This window comes from Aureitalea sp. L0-47 (assembly GCF_026126405.1).
In the GTDB taxonomy this organism is placed as follows: domain Bacteria; phylum Bacteroidota; class Bacteroidia; order Flavobacteriales; family Flavobacteriaceae; genus Pukyongia.
This window is the reverse complement of the sequence record NZ_JAFMTQ010000001.1, coordinates 353,946-372,731: the sequence shown is the minus strand read 5'-3', so window position 1 is coordinate 372,731 and position 18,786 is coordinate 353,946. Positions and strand designations below refer to the sequence as shown.

At 41.8% G+C, this 18,786-nt stretch carries 12 protein-coding genes; 10 read left to right on the top strand and 2 right to left on the bottom strand.

The genetic code is table 11. From position 1 onward, the window contains the following. Positions 1-264: 264 nt before the first annotated feature. Positions 265-633 (bottom strand): DoxX family protein, encoded by a 369-nt coding sequence (locus tag J1N09_RS01640; RefSeq protein ID WP_265197648.1) that lies wholly within the window; start codon positions 631-633, stop codon positions 265-267. 166 nt (positions 634-799) lie between these two features. On the opposite strand from J1N09_RS01640, the gene J1N09_RS01635 reads away from it, so the two are divergent. Both J1N09_RS01635 and J1N09_RS01630 read left to right on the top strand, forming a co-directional pair. Next, a complete protein-coding gene (locus J1N09_RS01635; RefSeq protein WP_265197647.1) occupies positions 800-1,255 on the top strand; it encodes a DUF4199 domain-containing protein in 456 nt (151 codons plus the stop codon). Positions 1,256-1,430: 175 nt separating this feature from the next. Further along, entirely contained in the window at positions 1,431-2,312 is an 882-nt protein-coding gene (locus tag J1N09_RS01630) for an RluA family pseudouridine synthase (protein ID WP_265197646.1), read from the top strand. 85 nt (positions 2,313-2,397) lie between these two features. Here J1N09_RS01630 and J1N09_RS01625 read toward each other — a convergent pair whose 3' ends face one another. After that, positions 2,398-3,675 carry a T9SS type A sorting domain-containing protein gene (locus J1N09_RS01625; protein WP_265197645.1) on the bottom strand — a complete coding sequence of 426 codons (1,278 nt, stop codon included), beginning with the start codon at positions 3,673-3,675 and terminating at the stop codon, positions 2,398-2,400. Between the two features lie 532 nt (positions 3,676-4,207). Between J1N09_RS01625 and J1N09_RS01620 the strand changes: the two genes are divergently transcribed. The 8 genes from J1N09_RS01620 to J1N09_RS01585 all read left to right on the top strand — a co-directional run bounded on the left by J1N09_RS01620 (position 4,208) and on the right by J1N09_RS01585 (position 18,778). After that, complete coding sequence (locus tag J1N09_RS01620; RefSeq protein WP_265197644.1) at positions 4,208-7,336, top strand: glycoside hydrolase family 5 protein; 3,129 nt, start codon at positions 4,208-4,210, stop codon at positions 7,334-7,336. A 6-nt stretch (positions 7,337-7,342) separates the two neighbouring features. Then, positions 7,343-9,199 carry a carbohydrate binding domain-containing protein gene (locus tag J1N09_RS01615; protein WP_265197643.1) on the top strand — a complete coding sequence of 619 codons (1,857 nt, stop codon included), beginning with the start codon at positions 7,343-7,345 and terminating at the stop codon, positions 9,197-9,199. A gap of 26 nt (positions 9,200-9,225) precedes the next feature. Continuing rightward, positions 9,226-10,095 carry a glycoside hydrolase family 16 protein gene (locus J1N09_RS01610; RefSeq protein ID WP_265197642.1) on the top strand — a complete coding sequence of 290 codons (870 nt, stop codon included), beginning with the start codon at positions 9,226-9,228 and terminating at the stop codon, positions 10,093-10,095. 204 nt (positions 10,096-10,299) lie between these two features. Continuing rightward, positions 10,300-13,770 carry a hypothetical protein gene (locus J1N09_RS01605; RefSeq protein ID WP_265197641.1) on the top strand — a complete coding sequence of 1,157 codons (3,471 nt, stop codon included), beginning with the start codon at positions 10,300-10,302 and terminating at the stop codon, positions 13,768-13,770. Between the two features lie 82 nt (positions 13,771-13,852). Then, positions 13,853-15,139, top strand: a complete 1,287-nt coding sequence (locus J1N09_RS01600; protein ID WP_265197640.1) for a glycosyl hydrolase family 17 protein — start codon at positions 13,853-13,855, stop codon at positions 15,137-15,139. Positions 15,140-15,141: 2 nt separating this feature from the next. Further along, positions 15,142-16,653 (top strand): glycoside hydrolase family 30 protein, encoded by a 1,512-nt coding sequence (locus J1N09_RS01595; RefSeq protein WP_265197639.1) that lies wholly within the window; start codon positions 15,142-15,144, stop codon positions 16,651-16,653. A gap of 30 nt (positions 16,654-16,683) precedes the next feature. Further along, entirely contained in the window at positions 16,684-18,114 is a 1,431-nt protein-coding gene (locus J1N09_RS01590; protein WP_265197638.1) for an MFS transporter, read from the top strand. A 25-nt stretch (positions 18,115-18,139) separates the two neighbouring features. Further along, positions 18,140-18,778 carry a hypothetical protein gene (locus J1N09_RS01585; protein WP_265197637.1) on the top strand — a complete coding sequence of 213 codons (639 nt, stop codon included), beginning with the start codon at positions 18,140-18,142 and terminating at the stop codon, positions 18,776-18,778. The last annotated feature ends 8 nt before the right edge of the window (positions 18,779-18,786 follow it).

The following is an 18,786-nucleotide window of genomic DNA, read 5'->3' as shown; positions in this document are numbered from 1 at the left end:
TGCCTGGCGACAACACATTGTACTCTCAACTTATACAAAGTATAAACTCATTCTTAACTACGCTTCCCATTTCTTCGATACTTTGAATGTTTCCGGAAAAAGGAAGGTTCGGAAAGAATAACACTGGACAATAATTAAATTTCCAGTCTTTCTTTCTGAAGTAGAACAGTTAAGAAATCCTTACAAGAATTCCTATGATTCCGGTCATTGACAGGAAGATTTTAGTCATAACTAACCGGTTAGTTGAGCTAGTTGTTTTAAGTTCTAAAAACTAGAGAAAAAGATGAAAGCCGAGATAAGTAGGAAGATAAATGCGGGCAAGGATTTTTTGAGCGGATCCATTACTTTCAGATGCATAACAATGGCACCGGTCATGGTTAGGATGATCCCACCAGCAGCGTAAAGGGTCGCGGGGTCCCAAAATATCGACACTATTAAAAGAAGTGCAAGTCCTACTTTAATCACTCCTACGGTATAAGCAAAAGATGTGGGCAAGCCGTATGCGTGAAATTCTTCCAATAAGCTGTTAGCTTCACCTCCACGCCACGGAGTGGACTTATTAAACCGAAGTAACCATACGTTCAATATACTTAATGAAACAACACACTTCAGGATGATAATTAAATATTCCATTTGAAAGTAAGTTATAGAGTTCAGTTTGAATAGGATGAAAAGTAAAGATTATATCAGATTCTTTCTCTAATAAACTCTTAATTTTTAATAATATAACGCTAATCTTTGTTAAGTAACACCTCGAGCATCCAAATTTTACGCATATTTAGGTAAAACCAAAAAAGCTATGCTAAAGACTTACTACAAATACGGAATTATCATTGCGATTTCTTTGATCGCATATTTTCTAATGATGAAATTATTGGGATTACACGAATACCCGGTATTTAGTATTTTTAATGCTATACTATTTGGTGGTGGTATTTATAGGGCTATTAAAACCCATCTAAGAGATAACCCTGATTCCAAATATCAGGACTTATGGCAGGCGGGTTTCATGAGTGGAGCGATAGCCACGATAATCTTTACAGCGTTCATGGCAATTTACATGTACCAGATCAACTCGGTATTCGCAACTCAAATGCTGGAAACCTGGCACATTAGTTACAATACCGGAGTACTTATCATGCTGTTTTCCATGGTTCTTATGGGCTTTTCCACATCAATAGTGTGTGTACTCACATTCATGCAACGATTTAAAAAGTCGTGGAATCCGCAGAGTACTGTGATAAACAGGAACTAGAGCTAACTTTATACTGAATCCATTGGAGCGAATTAAGGGTGTTTCTCACTCTTGAAGCTCCAGGGTGATCTCTGTACGATGCTCATCAAGGGGCAGAATTTGCTATGCCAGCACAGACGAAAGCACATTGGTGTATTTTGAATGATTAACTTTAGATGATTCAACTAATGCTTAAATGGGTAAATCCTACTCACACATTGTTCCCGTACTGGCAACTCCACAGCGACTGCAGGAATACGGGGTTGGATTGTTTTCGGAGATTCGCACCAAATCGGCATTAAAAAAAGCGTTGAAAAAAGAGTTGATCCAAATCAATGGCGAAATAGCCACTACGGCAACCATGATCAAAGGAGGTGAAAGCATTCTTTTTACGCCACTAGAAGTTCATGATCCTGGTAAAACTTTGAATCTAGATCTAAAGGTCCTGTTCGAGGACGATTACCTGGCAGCGATTCTTAAACCTGCGGGGATTTTAGTAAGTGGTAACAGTTTTAGGACTATTGCCAATTCGTTGCCACAAAACCTTCAAAATAGTGAACAGATCGACGCTGTTACTCCTCAACCAGTTCACAGGCTTGATTTTGCCACCACCGGGATTTTGTTAGTGGGTAAGACTGCTGAAAGCATCCGAAGATTAAATAGGATGTTTGAGAATAAAGAGATCGACAAAACCTATTATGCCGTGACTATCGGCGCCATGGAAGCTCAGGGAACAATAAAGGAGCCTATTGGTGACAAAGAAGCAATCACCCATTTTGAAAAAGAAGCTACTATGGTTTCACCCAGGTTCGATTACCTGAATCTTGTAAAACTCCACCCAAAAACAGGCAGAAGACATCAGCTTAGAATTCATATGGCTACTCAGGGAAACCCGATTTTAGGTGACAAGGATTACACTCCTGAACATTATATACTAAGAGGTAAAGGGATGTATCTGCATGCTTCATCTTTGGAATTTCACCATCCATTTACAAACGAAAGACTTACAATCACCGCTCCCCTGCCTAAGCGCTTCGCAAAACTCTTTAACGGTCGTCAAGATCTTGACAGGCCGTAAGTAATTTGCAAAAATAAATGAGCCCGGCTAGCCGGGCTCATTGAATCTTATCAGATATCTGATAAAAAAGAATAAATTCCTATTGTTATCGCTTAATTACTTTTACGGTCTGGCTACCAGAATCAGTTGTAACTCGTGCAATATAAGTCCCAGATTGAAGTTGAGAAACATTAAGAGTCACATCACTTCTATTCGGAGCTTCCTGCAGTACTATCTGTCCCAATATGTTATAAATAGTAATCTGAGATATGTTTTCAACTGAACTGATATTAAGATCATTTACAACCGGGTTAGGATATGCAGAGATCTCAGCGGCTGAGAAATCATTTGTATTCAGAGTAGTATTGTCATGCAGATATATATTATCAAGAAATACTTTTCTTGTTCCCGGGTCGGCACCAACAACTGTAAGAATAAATTGTCTTAGCGCATCTCTCTGTTGAGTTGGGTCACCTTGGTCAAAATCTGCCAATGGGACGTCAACGGACACCCACTCACCGAACGTAGTCACTGGATTGGTAAGTTCAAAAGCAGATGTTTCTCCATTATTCCCAACGTGATTTGACCATTTCGGGTTGGCGATCATACCGGTTTGTAAAGGCGTATCTGTCCAGTAATCCATATGGAAGTGGGTCATAGCAGTAGCATCAACAATATCTCCCCAGTCTACTAAAAGGAAGCCAGCGGTAGGCTGTGCAAAATCGATTTCTTTGAAGTTATCACCACCAATTTCTCGGTCTGTGATAGCCTGAGTACCTACAGCAAACGCTCCGAATTCAACATTAGGCAGGTCTGTGTATGCATCACTGTATACTGAAATTACAGAGTTAGGATCTCTACCCGGAGGGGTTGGAGCAGCTTCAGTTGGCTCTCCACCTACTGAACCCCCAACAACAAGGGAAACGTTATCGATAACAACTACACCCGTTTCAGCTCCCATGTCAAAAAGTACACGACTGTTAGGATCACCGAATGAAGCGGTAAATACAAATTCGAAATTTTGAGTGGTGTCCGTAAGATTTGCAGTTGCAGTATTCGCTGTAAAGGGAGCTCCGGATAAACCAATACCAACGATCATTGTACGGGTTGAAGTAGTTGGATCTGTAGAAGCGTCAAAAGTCAAAGTGTAAGTTTCGCCTTGGGTAAGATCCAGACCAGCTTGGCTTAGATTAACGTCAAATGGGTTTCCGGCTACGGCAATGTCCGCAAAGTTAAAGCAGTTACCTCCGTCACATTGAATGTTAAAGGCGTTACCTGACCATGCGACATTTCCTCCTTCAAAATCTCCATTGGTCAGTAAATTTTGAGCGTTTACTGAGACTCCAACGAAAACCGATAATACTAATAGAGTAAATTTTTTCATAGTGAATTCGTTTTGATTTTAAAATTAAATTATGTTGATAAATTTTCTTGACGTGATTCAAACTGTAATCTGATATCACAATGATTCTATAAGTACTCTTGAATTATAAAATCGTAAAAGCCAGTTTCGATAATGATGAAAAACCAATCAAAGGTTCAACGTGGATCTATGCAAATTAGACTGATATGTCACCATGGAAAAACAAAGCAGTGCAAAAAAGCACATTTTAACGAATTAGAAAATAAAATCACTACAACATTTATACATCATTAACATAATATTAACATAACAACTATTGGCGTTATGGATTTCTTGCTGAACATTTGCTCCATTACGAATATGATACAAATAACAAGGCAAAAATGTCATATTCTCAATAGAGAGCGAAAAAAACAGCCTATGTATAGTTTTTTTGCCTAGTAACCTGATTGATTAATAAGTTTTAAATTATATATTTATCGTTCCGCTGAAAAAACAGCAATGCAACATTTGTGTTGCAAGGATGTATCGACACTCATAAAAAAGTATATCTATGAAACAAAAATTGTTAAGACTCTTCTTTCTCATCTTCACGACATCATTATTAGCCCAGGCCAACAAAGTTTCTGTTTCCAATTCTACAGATGGTCAGCGGCTCATTGTAGATGGAAAAGAGATAATGGTAAACGGTATGAATTGGGATTACATTCCCATAGGGGAAACAATAGCGACAACTGCCTATCAATTTTGGAACCAACCAGACGATATTATTAAGGATGCACTTGACGCCGAAATGGCCCTCTTGAAAAATATGGGAGTAAATGTCATCCGACAGTATGTTGGAGTTCCACCAAAGTGGGTTCAATATATTTACGAGAACTATGGTATCTATACCATGATCAACCATTCTTTCGGGCGCTATGGTCTTACGATCGACGGGGCCTGGCAGCCCAACACCGATTATTCCGACCCCAGAGTTAAGGAGATATTGAAGAAAGAGGTCACGCAAATGGCCAACGATTTTAAAGACACTCCTGGTATCTTATTGTTTATGCTTGGTAACGAGAACAACTACGGTCTGTTCTGGGATGGTGCAGAAACCGAGGATATTCCCATGGAGGACAGGAGGTCTACCCAACGTGCCAGACCAATGTATAAGCTTTTTAACGAAGGTTCTCTATGGATAAAGGAGGTCGTTAACGACAGACCAGTCGCCATTTGTAATGGTGACTTACTATTTCTTGACATCATAGCCGAAGAATGTCCGGACATCGACATCTTTGGTACGAATATGTATCGAGGAACTTCTTTTGGAGATGCCTTCGAGCGTGTTAAGAATGAATACGGCAAGCCATTCCTGCTTGCCGAATTTGGGTCTGACGCCTTTAATGCAGTTCAGAACCAAGAAGATCAGCAGTCTCAGGCCTATTATATGGTAGAGAACTGGAAAGATATCTACGCCAATGCCGCAGGCCTTGGTAAAGCCGGGAACTCACTAGGTGGATTTACCTTCCAGTTTAGCGATGGCTGGTGGAAATTTGGTCAAACCAAGAATTTGGATGCCCACGATAATAATGCTTCCTGGGAAAACGGAGGCTACAAGTTCGACCATGTTGAGGGGGAGAACAACATGAACGAGGAATGGTTCGGTATTTGTGCCAAAGGTCCTACCAACGAACGCGGATTATACACCCTTTATCCAAGAGCTGCATATTATGCACTAAAAGAGGCTCATCAATACAATCCTTATGCCATGGGTGCTACATTGGGATCTCTTGAAGAGCATTTCGGAAAAATCCAGATCATCGACGCTGTTCTTCGCGCACGTGGAGATAAGGCATTGGCTGGCGGAGGTGGTTCCGGAGGAGGCGGTAAGATCAGATTAAGTACGCTACGCGCAGAAATAACCACCTTCAATACAGGAGGTAAACGGATTACAACACCGGAAGATCCAGACCCAAATGATCCTAATAGATACCCTAACCAACTTGGTTTTGATAATATGGAATCTTATTTTATCGGAGTTGAAGGAAATCCTATGCCCGGACTTCGTGCCAACGTTGTTGCCAACGTTCTGGGTAATGTTGCATCGAATCCGATCAATGAGATCTTTTATGAGAATCGTGGAAGACCTATTGTTGTTCAGTCAAGTACCGGAGAAAATCAGCTAATTACAGATAATAACAGGGTAGCAATCTATCAGGCTGATTTCAGCTGGAACAGCAAGTATGTGAACATGACGGGTTTCTACCGAACGGGACACTACCACTGGGGTTATGAAGGTGACTTCTTCGGACTGTATCCGGAAGCGAACTATGGACCAAACCTCGATATTTATAATGGTCTTACACCATTCGGATTCGAGTTTGAAGGTAAAAAGGAGTTAAAAGGTTTAAAAGTAGCCTTCGGACCCGAACTTTGGTGGGGGGCTAACCCGGCGATACTGGCCAAGTACAGCACGAATATTGGTAAATATGCAGTAACCGGTATATTTCATGAAGATATTTCGGAACCGAGACAAGCTGTAACCTCTATCGCGATTCCTATGCCAAGAACGCGAAGAGCAACCTTATTCACCAGCCGTAAATTCGGTAAATGGGAAGTAGGAGTCGGAGGTATCTGGGCCGGTCAACCACTAAATGACCGAGAATATCAGATAGTTCAATCAGATGCAGACGGAAATCAGCAAGTGCTTGTAAATACTATCGACGGTAACGACAACTGGGGTGGTAAAGCCAAGGTTACCTATACCGGTGGTAAATTCAACTGGTATGCTCAGGGAGCAGCCCAGGGACTTGTTGCTAACGGGGGTGCAGATTACACAAAGACTTTTACCGGATGGAGATTGAAGGACAGCGGAAGTGGAAATCAATATAACTTCTTAACCGGATTAACATATACAATTGGAAATCTTCAGATTGCACCTAACTTCTTATGGCAGGAGCCAATAGTTGATCCAATCCCGATCGGAGCTCCGGCTCCGGCAAGGTCAAGAAACATCCTGGATGATCCATTTGTGGTGCGAGCCAATCGTAAAACAACGGCGGGTGAGATCTTACTTACGTGGGATCCAACCCCGGGATCATGGTTCTATGAATGGGACAATGATCGCGCTGAAGATGCACCTTTTGCGGCCAGCCTTGGTTTCAATTACAGAAGCTTATCAACCACTCAGGATGCGTCAATCGGTTTCTTTGAGGGAATCAGGGACCCAATTGCATTTAGCGGGGCACCTCCTGCAGAGGACCTATGGGAATTCTACGGTAGGGTTGTATCCAAGTTGTCTCCGGAATTCGGCCTAGTTGCTAATTTCTATGGCGGAAACGGACAAGCAAACGGACCAGATGATCGTGTGATCTATCGCTATGGTGGAGATATTCGAGCAATCTACAAGAAAATAAAATTCACAACCGAGGTTAAAATAGACGATTGGGGGCCTTTTGACTACCACCGTGACTTCAACCTTACGTACCCGTTCCAGTTTATGGCAGACCTCTCTACAACGGTTGGAAAACCCGATTGGTTTATCTTGCCAAACACTCGTCTTGGTATACGATATATATATCGTACAATGGATAATTTCTCTCCGAGATTTGAATTCCAGAATCCGATAGATCAAGGATTCGCTAATGGAAACGAGTGGGAAATCAGAACTTATGTACACATTAACATCGGAAAATAAAGAGTAATGAGAAAGATATTTAGAAAAAGGACAGTTGTTTATTTACTGCCGGCCGTGCTGTTGGCATTAATTTTGGGTTGTCAACCGGACGATAACAATTTGCCTGAGGCTTCATTCCCGGATATAGCTGAGGTCTTCCTGGATGTATTTTCCCCGGGATTACAGTATGATGCATTTGGAACCTCTAACGTTACTGCGTTTGATGTAGACAACGAAGTTGCATTCGAAAGCAGTGCCTCGCTTCGTTTTGATGTTCCCAACACTAGTGATCCCAACGGTGGATTTGCCGGAGGGGTATTCACAGTAGAAGGCGGAAGAAATTTAACCAATTATAATGTACTCACTTTTTATGCCAGGGCATCCAAAGGTGAAAATATTGATATAATTGGTTTCGGTTTGACCTTCCAGGGAGAAACCTACAGAACTGATGCGCTGGGCCTTCAGGTTGGAACAGACTGGCAACAGTACTATATACCAATTCCGAATGGTGCAAAACTAGAGCAAGAAGGCGGAATGCTTTGGTTAGCTGAAGCTGCGGACGATGGTTCATCCTATCAATTATGGATCGATGAAGTAAAATTTGACAACTTAAATACCATCATTCAAGAAAGCGCCGCGATCCTGGAAGGACAGGATCAGGTCATTCCCGATAACGTTGGTGATACCTTCTCTATTTCAGGAGCTTCGGTTACTTATAATCTTCCCAATGGTTTGCTGCAATCTGTTAGTGCTGCACCTGCATATTTCGATTACGTCTCTTCTAACGAAAGTATTGCTACTGTGGACGAGACCGGTCTTGTTACCGTTGTAGGTGAAGGAGTTGCATTCATCACAGCGACTTTAGGCGGTGCAGAAGTTGAAGGATCACTTCAGATTGGAATGGAGCCACTTCCTCCTTCTCCGAACGTTGACGATTCAAATGCTGCGGCAGTATCTATGCCGGTTGGTTTTGAATCTACGACCTTGACTTACGATATTGAAGGATTTGAAGGAGCTGCTTCTTCTATAATAACAAATCCTGACCCTACTGGTATAAATCCTACAAACCGCGTGGTGAGCACTACCAAAACTAATGGATCTGCCTTCTTTGCAGGAACATTACTGAACCTTGAAGTACCGATCGATTTTTCCACTTCGGAAATATTTACAATGAAAACCTGGTCTCCAAAAGCGAATATTCCGGTGCGTCTTGCTCTGGAGAATCAAGCAATTGGCGGAGACTCTCAGGTCTTTATCGACGTAAACACCTCTATGACTAATCAATGGGAAGAACTGGTATTTAATTTTACCGGCCAGATCGATGGCGCTATTGCTTATGATCGTGTGATCGTATTTTTCGAGTTTATTCCTGATTTACCTGGTGATGGTTCAACATATTATTATGATGATCTTTATATCGCAGGTTCCGATCCCGTCAACGGTGGCGGAGGTGGTGGCGGAGGCGGAAACCTTCTCGCCAACGGAGATTTCGAAGGAGGAGCAACCGCCTGGTTTGGAAATGCCTTTAATATTCAGTGTGACGGAGGTAACTGCTTTAACTTTGCCGACATTGCTGTAGCTGGTCAACCATTTGACGTGAACCTCAGCCAGATTGTGGAGATCGTTCAAGGTGAATCGTATACCTTTACATTTGAAGCCGCAACAGACCCAGGTACAGGAACTCGTACCATAATCGCTGGAATCGGTCTTAATGAAGCCCCATTTACAGCAGACACAGAGGTAGTTACTCTTACCGAAACTTTACAAACATTCGAATACACCTTCACAGCCAGTTTCGGACTTGCAAATAGTCGTGTATTATTCGATATGGGAGCAGAAACAGGAGTTGTTGTCATAGATAATGTATCACTCATTCAAAACTAGAATTGAAATAATTAAATAAATAAAAAATGAAACTGAAATTAAGAATTGCTATGGCCTTGCTTTGCGGGGTTTTGCTTACGGCTTTTTGGAGTTGTGAAAAAGATGATGAGATTGGATTTGAAGCTTCTGAACTAAGGCTTGTATTCGAAGATAACTTTGACGGAGCTGAAGGAGCATCCATCAATACAGACAACTGGAATTTTGAGATCGGAAATGGCGAGAATGGCTGGGGTAACCAGGAGTTGCAATATTATACTGACAGACCCGAGAATGTCTCTTTGGACGGGGAGGGAAATATGGTCATTACGGCCCGAAGAGAAAGCTTTGCAGGTTTTGAATTTACCTCTGCAAGAATAACCACCAAGGATAAGTTTGAGCAGAAATACGGTCGCTGGGAGGCACGTATTAAAATGCCAGGCGGACGTGGTATCTGGCCGGCTTTCTGGATGTTGGGTGCGAATATCGAAACCGAACCGGACAATGATCCAAATACGGTCCCGTGGCCATTTGTAGGTGAAATAGATATCACTGAATTGAGAGGTCAGGAACCTTCTACAACCATAGGAAGTATACATGGACCTGGTTATTCCGGTGGTGGTGCAATCAGCGGAGAGTATGAACTTGAAGGTGAGCGATTTGATAAAGATTTCTACGTGTTTGCCATCGAATGGCACCCGGATTACATAGATTTCTTTATAGACGATATCCGCTTCAACCAGATAACGATTGACGACCTGCCTCAAGGTGTTGAAGAATGGCCATTTAATGAGAATCCATTCTTCATGTTAATGAACATCGCTGTGGGAGGATCTTTCGTAGGATTCCCTGTAGAAGGAACTCCTTTTCCACAACAAATGGTCGTAGACTATGTAAGAGTATATGACATTGTAGACTAAATTAAATACTATGAAATAGAAAGGCCGATTATTTATACTCGGCCTTTTTTTGAAAATAGGTCTGATCAATTCAGACATAAAATAATCAAATGCCATTCTCAATTACATATTTGACTACGTGATTGTGGCTGTTCAACCTCTTTATGAGCCGAGTTAAATTAAGCGATTCGGCCTTAACTAAGCGAGGTACTTATAAAAAAAAGAATGACTAAAGAACCAATTTATATCGGAAGTACTCCGGCTTCCAACGATAAGAGTGAGATCAAAGGCGAACTCACGACCATCGATAATGAAACTTATTACAAAATTTCCAACTCCCATTTAATGAGACCTTTCTTTATGAGTCTCGTAAGTGATTCCAATCACTGGATGTTCATTTCCAGTAATGGCGCACTATCAGCAGGGAGAAAAAATTCAGATTACGCTCTTTTCCCCTATTACACGGACGACAAGATCACCGAATCCGTCGAGATTACCGGAAGTAAAACGATAGTACAAGTGCGCAAAGAGGGCAAGGTATTTTTATGGGAACCCTTCTCCGAACGCTATGAAGGGGTGTATGAAATTACCCGGAATCTTTACAAGAACTCGTATGGGAACAAAGTTATCTTTGAAGAACACAACAAGGATTTAGGACTTACATACCAATATCAGTGGAATTCCAGCAATATTTATGGATTCGTTAGGAAATCGACCCTGATCAACAAAGAGGATGAAACAGTCGAAGTTAAAGTGCTCGATGGTCTACAGAATATTGTTCCCTTTGGAGTTGGTGAAGCCACTCAAAACGGAACCAGCAACCTGGTTGATGCATATAAACGCAGTGAATTGATTCCTGATTCCGGTCTCGGCATCTATGCGCTTAGTGCCATTATTGTCGACAAGGCAGAGCCAAGCGAAGCCCTAAAATGCAATATAGTATGGTCACTAGGGATCCAAAATCCGAAATACCTGCTGTCTTCTCTTCAACTGGATAATTTCAGAAATGGTGAGACTCTGCATCAGGAAGAAGACATAAAAGCAGAAAAAGGGGCCTATTTCGTCGAATCAGAGATCAGTCTGCGTGCGGGAGCAGAAACACACTGGATGATGTTGGCGAATGTAAATCAGAACGTCAGTGCCATCACCGAGCTCTCAGAAAAAATAAATTCTGAATCGGGATTGATGCAGGAAGTACAGGACGATATTGACCTTGGTACAGCGCGCCTACTCCAACTTGCAGGCTCTTCAGATGCAATGCAATTAAGCACGGACAAACTCAGGAATTTAAGACACTTCTCAAACACTCTTTTCAATATTATGCGAGGGGGTATCTTTGATAATAATTACGAGATCGAGAAGTGGGATTTTGTTAGATATCTGTCCAACGCGAATAAGAAAGTAACAAAGAAAGCGCAGGCCGTTCTGGCCGAAATGCCCGATACATTCTCGGTTTCATATTTGAAGACACTGGCCTATGAATCTGATGATAAGAACTTCAGAAGACTAAGCCTGGAATATATGCCCCTGAAGTTCAGCCGAAGGCACGGGGATCCAAGTAGGCCATGGAATAAATTCTCCATCAACACTCGTAGCGAGGTTGATGGCTCCAAGATACTCGATTATGAAGGGAATTGGAGAGATATCTTTCAGAACTGGGAAGCGCTGTCGCTTTCTTTTCCGGAGTTCCTGGAGAGTATGATCCATAAGTTTCTGAATGCAACAACCTTTGACGGTTACAACCCCTATCGGGTTACCAAAGGTGGATTCGACTGGGAGGCGATCGAAGAAGATGACCCATGGTCGTATATAGGATATTGGGGAGACCACCAGATCATCTATCTCCTGAAACTACTGGAAATCCTCGAAGATCACGACCCTGGAAAACTGGGGAGTTATTTCGGTGAGGATCTTTTCGTATATGCCAATGTACCTTATAAGATCAAAGGCTATAAGGATCTTCTAAAAAACCCGAAAGATACCATCGATTTTGATTTCGAAGCGGATGAGAAAATCAACGTCAAACGATCCCAGTTAGGTGCCGACGGAGCCCTTCTAAGAGATGAAAACTTTTTTATTTATAAGGTCAATTTCATCGAGAAGATTTTGGCGACTGTACTGGCAAAAGTTTCCAATTTTATTCCTGAAGCCGGAATCTGGATGAATACGCAGCGGCCGGAATGGAATGATGCCAATAATGCCTTAGTTGGAAATGGTGTCTCTATGGTAACCCTTTGTTACCTCAGAAGGTTCCTTAAGTTCTTTGGTAAAATCGTCGATGCTGCTTCCCTGAAGGAGGCCGAGATATCCGAAGAACTACTGGAATTCTTCAACCGTGTTACGGATACGCTTAAGGCGCATGAATCTCTGTTATCCGGAAGTATTGGAGACAAAGACAGAAAGAGTATCCTCGATGGGCTGGGAATAGCCGCTAGCAAGTTTAGGTTGCAGGTATATGAACAAGCTTTCACAAGTAACAAAAAGAAAATTCAGATACAGCATATAAACGATTTTATCAATGTTACTCTGCGATATCTGGAACATACCATAGACGCTAATAAGCGGGAGGATAATATGTATCATGCCTATAACCTGATGACCGTTAAGGGTGACGGTGTATCCATCAGTTACCTGGAAGAAATGCTGGAAGGCCAGGTTGCGGCACTGAGTTCAGGTCATTTGAACCCCGATGAATGTCTTGCACTGCTCGACGGACTTAAAAACAGTGCTCTTTTCAGAGATGATCAATACAGTTATTTGCTTTATCCCAATAAAGAACTGCCCCGGTTCCTGGAGAAAAACATCATCCCCGAATCGTCTGTTAAAAGTTCTCAGTTGCTTACGCTATTGCTTGCGGATGGAAACGAACAAATAATTAACAGAGATGTCACCGGCAAATACCATTTTAACGGGAACTTCAACAATGCCAACCGCCTGGATGAGGCGCTAGATACCCTTGACGAGTTGACTTACGGGAAGCTTGTAGACAAAGAGCGACAACTGCTATTGGATTTGTTCGAGGAAGTATTTAACCATAAAGCTTTTACTGGAAGGTCAGGAACATTCTTTGGCTACGAGGGACTGGGATCGATCTACTGGCATATGGTCTCCAAGCTGCTTCTGGCAGTTCAGGAATGTTGTTTAATAGCTATTGAAAAAGGAGCAAGTGACACTGTTGTTGGAAAACTCCTCGAACACTATTACGAAATAAATGAAGGGATAGGAGTTAATAAACCACCGGAACTTTACGGCGCATTCCCAACAGATCCATATTCACATACACCTTCTGGTAAAGGAGCTCAGCAACCGGGTATGACCGGACAGGTCAAGGAAGACATTCTAAGCCGCTTTGGTGAGCTGGGTGTATTTGTAGATGAAGGCAAAATCTATTTTAACCCTTGTTTACTTCGGAAGATGGAATTTCTCGATGAGCCGGAGGATTTCGAATATGTGGATGTTTTCCGACAAAAACAACAGATCCGGATACCTGAGGATGCACTGTGTTTCACCTATGGCCAGGTACCAGTAATATATCAAATATCAGAGAAGGAAGGCATTGAAGTTCACAAACGGAACGGAAGTATTCAAAAGTTTGACACTTTGACCCTTAATACCGAGGCGAGTGAACATGTGTTCAATCGATCGGGTGAAGTCATTCGAATCGATGTCTATATTCCCAAAGGGTATTTAAAATAAAAAATTGCAAAGAACATTACAGGCGAAAAAATGCATAACTGAAATTAATTTAGAAAGAAAAATCAATCAAATATTAAAGAACATGAGAACAATCGGGAACATCTTAGTTTTAGCAGGACTAATTATTCTTGTAGTATCTTGTGGGAATGCAACGTCTGAAAAAGAGGATCAAAAAATGCAGAAATCAATAAATGCCAAAGACATTCTAGGCAACCCTGAATACTTAGCGATTTCATACGGAGGTTATCGTATGAAATCGAGAGATAGTCAACCTACGCTGAAGGAACTCAAGGAAGATCTAAGAATCCTTCAGGCTATGGATATAAAAGTCTTGCGAACCTATAATGTTCAATTGCCTCACGCATCTAATGTGTTGAAAGCGATCCGCGAGTTGCGGAAGGAAGACCCTGGATTTGAGATGTATGTTATGCTCGGTGCCTGGATAGATTGTCTGAACGCGTGGACCGATCTGGAACCGGATCATAACGTGGAAAGCCCGGACAATGCTGCTGAAATCGATAGAGCTGTAGCCCTCGCCAACGAGTATCCGGATGTGGTAAAAGTTCTTGCTGTGGGGAATGAAGCCATGGTTAGATGGGCAACAAGTTACTACGTTCAACCGGAGGTTATTCTGAAATGGGTGACCTATCTCCAGGACCTAAAGCAACAAGGGAAATTACGGAAGGAATTATGGATCACATGTTCGGATGATTTTGCATCCTGGGGTGGTGGCGACGTTTCTTATCATACCGAAGACCTTGAAAAAATCATGCATGCTGTGGATTACATTTCCATGCATACCTACCCCTATCACAACTCTCATTATAACCCGGACTTTTGGCTGGTTCCTGAATATCAGGATTCGCTAACCAAACTTCAGAAGATCGATAGTGCGATGACAAGGGCGAAGAAATTTGTCATCAATCAGTATAATGCAGTTTCAGATCATATGAAGAGCCTAGGGATAGATAAGCCTATTCATATAGGCGAGACGGGCTGGGCTACAACCTCCAATGGCCACTATGGCCCTGATGGATCCCGGGCTACAGACGAATACAAACAGGCTTTGTTCTATAAGCATATGCGGGAATGGACAAATACTAATAACATTTCATGTTTTTATTTTGAAGCTTTCGATGAACCTTGGAAGGATGCTCATAACAAATTGGGATCGGAGAATCATTTTGGTTTATTTACTGTAGACGGTCAGGCAAAATACCCTCTTTGGGATAAGGTAGACCGCGGTTTATTTAAAGGTTTAACCCGTGGTGGAAATCCGATTACAAAGACATTTGACGGCAGTGAAGACCTCTTACAACAAGAAGTTCTTCCTCCTCCGTCCCGGGCACTTATTCCAGTTAATTATTAATTATGAAAGGACTAGAAAAGTATGGGTTAATAATTTTACTCACGACAATAATGGCTTGTAAATCTGAAAAGAATTCTGAACAATCCCTGGAAGTCGAGGTATATGAAACTTCACAAAAAGGGAACAAGCTCACACGCATCTCAGATTTTCCTGAATCCAAAGATTCTTTGGTGATTCAGCTTAAACCTGAGAAAGAACTACAAACCATCAGCGGGTTTGGAGGTGCATTTACAGAATCCTCGGCCTACCTTTTGAACAAACTCAGTAAGAAACAGCGAGATACAATACTTAAGGCGTATTTCAGTAAAGATGGAGCGAATTATTCGCTCACCCGAACACATATGAATTCTTGTGATTTTTCATTGTCGAATTATTCTTATGCTTCGGTTGAGGATGATATGAAATTGGAACATTTCAACATCGATGAAGATCGTGATGACCTGATCCCAATGATCAAGGATGCCATGGCATTCTCTGAGGATGGCTTTAAAATATTTGCTTCACCATGGACAGCCCCACCCTGGATGAAAGACAACAAGGAATGGGTAGGCGGAAAGCTTTTACCCGAATATTATGATACCTGGGCGCTCTTCTTCTCCAAATACGCGGATGCTTACAGAGAGGAAGGGATCGATTTGTGGGGCTTTACGGTTGAAAATGAACCGCTTGGTAATGGAAACAACTGGGAGAGCATGCATTTTACACCAAAAGAAATGACAGATTTTGTTGAGTTTCACCTAGGTCCAAAACTGGAAGAGGATGGCAAAGGAGAACTCGTGATCCTGGGATACGACCAGAACAGAGAGCACCTAAATGAATGGGTTGATGAAATGTTCAGGGATGACAACTCCTCAAAATACTTTGATGGTACGGCGATTCACTGGTACGCGAGTACCTATGAAGTATTTCCCGACGCCCTTCAGTATGCGCACAACAAGGCTCCGGATAAGTACCTTATTGAAGCTGAGGGCTGTATTGATGCACAAGTTCCCGTATGGCAGGATGATGCATGGTACTGGAAAAAGGAAGCCACAGACTGGGGCTATGATTGGGCTCCTGAAGAAGATAAACACCTACATCCAAAATATTCACCTGTAAACCGATATGCCCGAGATATAATCGGTTGTTTGAACAACTGGGTAGACGGATGGGTAGACTGGAATATGGTCCTCGATAAGCAAGGAGGTCCAAACTGGTTCAAGAACTGGTGTATTGCGCCCGTCATCGTAGATCCCGACAGCGATGAAGTGTATTTCACTCCACTCTATTATACCATGGCCCATTTCAGCAAATACATGCGCCCTGGGGCCAAAGTGATGGAAGTAGATACTCCGGATATAGAGAAATTCATGGTTACAGCCGCCACCAATCCCGACAACTCTATTGCCGTAGTTATTTTTAATGAAGAGCCTGTGGCCAGGGACTATACACTCGTTCTAAATGGGAAGTCAGTCAACCTTCATATTGATGGCCAGGCCATACAATCGATTGTTATTCCCTCATCAAGTGAATAGCAGTGAACTAACTAAAAAAACAATCTAATTATGTCACAATACAAAACTGCCGCAAAGGACAAAGTTCCCTTCTTACAAAAGGCGGCTTTCGGATCGGGTCACCTGGTGAACAATTTAATGCCCGGGGCTTTGGCAATTTTTATGTTCTTCCTCCTTACGGCCTTTGGTATGGATCCTTTTTTAGCTGGACTCCTTGGAGGTTTGCCCAGATTAGTTGATGCTATATCAGATCCCATAATGGGTTATATTTCAGACAATACAAATACTCGATGGGGAAGACGTAGACCTTATATTTTTATTGGTGCCATCCTTACCGGTCTCTTGTTTATTTTACTCTGGCAGATGGATGAGAATAATTCACAGGACTATAATTTTTGGTATTTTCTTACCTTATCTGCAGTGTTTATTCTTGCCAATACAACTTTTTCCACACCGCTTATCGGATTGGGTTATGAAATGACTTCAGATTATAACGAACGAACAAGACTTATGGGATTGGCCAATATTGTGGGCCAGATAGCATGGATGGTTGTGCCGTGGTTCTGGGTTCTGATAGCTGATGAAGATCTGTTTGCGACACAGGCCGAAGGAGTACGAAAACTCTCTATCATAGTTGGTGTGATTGCAATTATCTTTGGTGTTTTACCAGCTATTTTTTGCAAAGGAATTGATTCCAGTAAGATCGAGAATCGCGAGGAAATTTCGTTGAAAAATATGCTTGGGATATTTAAGAGTCTGTTCAAAGGGATTATACAGGTATTCAAGCATAAACCATTCTTAAGATTATGTGGTGCTACTTTTTTGGTTTTTAATGGATTTCAAATCGTGGCATCTTTTAGTTTTTTCATCATTTTGTTTTATTTGTTCAATGGTGATTATGCCGCAGCAGGATCCTGGCCTGCATGGTTTTCCACTATTCTTGCTGTTATTACTGCATTCGTGGTTATTCCAATTGTGGCATGGATGGCAAATAAATGGGGTAAAAAGAACGCTTTTATCATTTCTACCTTCATATCAATAATCGGCTATGGATTGAAATGGTGGGGTTTCGATCCGGATAATCCTTATCTTATGTTTTTACCACTTCCAATGATGGCTTTTGGATTAGGTTGTTTGTTTACCCTGATGATGAGTATGACAGCCGACATATGCGATAAAGACGAATTGGACAATGGAATGCCGCGTAAGGAAGGTACCTTTGGGGCGATCTATTGGTGGACAGTAAAACTTGGGCAGGCTTTGGCCTTGATAGTTGGTGGGGCCGTTCTTAAATGGGTAGGTTTTGATGGAAATGCCGCTACCCAAACGGCAGAAACCATGGTACAATTGAGAATTGCAGATATCGTAATTCCGGCTATTACGGCGGCTTTAGCAATTATAGTCATGTGGAATTACAGCTTATCAGAAGAAAAAGCAAGAAAAATAAAGGAGGAACTTGAAGCTAGGCGAGGCAAGTTGTAATTATGTCAAACTAAATAGATAAAAAATGTCAGCAAAAGTAGTAATCATATTAGTAGGGATTGTTCTCATTGGCGTGGCAGTTCTCAGTAGTCTCAGTAAAAAGGATTCTAAAGTAACTTTAATAAACCCAAAAATTGGTATACCGATGGGAGTGCTGGGAGTGCTGATGGTCATTTTCGGAAGTTATACTTCAGATGTTGGATTTGTCAGTAGTCAGATGGAACAGATTTCCACAGGAAATAAATTAGAGTTGGAAGGGCCGGTTAATTCAGTAAAAGTGATTTCACCAATCGAAGCAGATTCTGTGGATTGCAGAATTCTGTCCATGGGTGTATATCCCGAAGGTCATGAGAAAGATATCTGGGTTGTTTTAAAACCTTCGGATAATAAGTATTATCCCCAATCAGACCATACCAATACATCGTATAAAAGAGATGGAGAATGGCAGGTAGTTACCCGTTTTGGCGGAGATAAAGAAGAAAAATATGAGCTTATTGTCTATGAGACCGATGCGTCTGCTTCAATGTTTTTTAGTAACACGATACTCGAATGGAAGAATAAGGAATCTTATCCCGGACTTGAAGAAGCTGATATCCCTGCAGGAGCAATGGAAGTTGACAGAATCAGCGTGTATTTACGAAAAAATTGTAGAGGAGTCTTCTGATTCATGCA

Bases quoted from the DNA above. Each gene is read 5' to 3' on its own strand.
- J1N09_RS01640 (WP_265197648.1), bottom strand. From the start codon at position 633: ATGGAATATTTAATTATCATCCTGAAGTGTGTTGTTTCATTAAGTATA.
- J1N09_RS01635 (WP_265197647.1), top strand. From the start codon at position 800: ATGCTAAAGACTTACTACAAATACGGAATTATCATTGCGATTTCTTTG.
- J1N09_RS01630 (WP_265197646.1), top strand. From the start codon at position 1,431: ATGGGTAAATCCTACTCACACATTGTTCCCGTACTGGCAACTCCACAG.
- J1N09_RS01625 (WP_265197645.1), bottom strand. From the start codon at position 3,675: ATGAAAAAATTTACTCTATTAGTATTATCGGTTTTCGTTGGAGTCTCA.
- J1N09_RS01620 (WP_265197644.1), top strand. From the start codon at position 4,208: ATGAAACAAAAATTGTTAAGACTCTTCTTTCTCATCTTCACGACATCA.
- J1N09_RS01615 (WP_265197643.1), top strand. From the start codon at position 7,343: ATGAGAAAGATATTTAGAAAAAGGACAGTTGTTTATTTACTGCCGGCC.
- J1N09_RS01610 (WP_265197642.1), top strand. From the start codon at position 9,226: ATGAAACTGAAATTAAGAATTGCTATGGCCTTGCTTTGCGGGGTTTTG.
- J1N09_RS01605 (WP_265197641.1), top strand. From the start codon at position 10,300: ATGACTAAAGAACCAATTTATATCGGAAGTACTCCGGCTTCCAACGAT.
- J1N09_RS01600 (WP_265197640.1), top strand. From the start codon at position 13,853: ATGAGAACAATCGGGAACATCTTAGTTTTAGCAGGACTAATTATTCTT.
- J1N09_RS01595 (WP_265197639.1), top strand. From the start codon at position 15,142: ATGAAAGGACTAGAAAAGTATGGGTTAATAATTTTACTCACGACAATA.
- J1N09_RS01590 (WP_265197638.1), top strand. From the start codon at position 16,684: ATGTCACAATACAAAACTGCCGCAAAGGACAAAGTTCCCTTCTTACAA.
- J1N09_RS01585 (WP_265197637.1), top strand. From the start codon at position 18,140: ATGTCAGCAAAAGTAGTAATCATATTAGTAGGGATTGTTCTCATTGGC.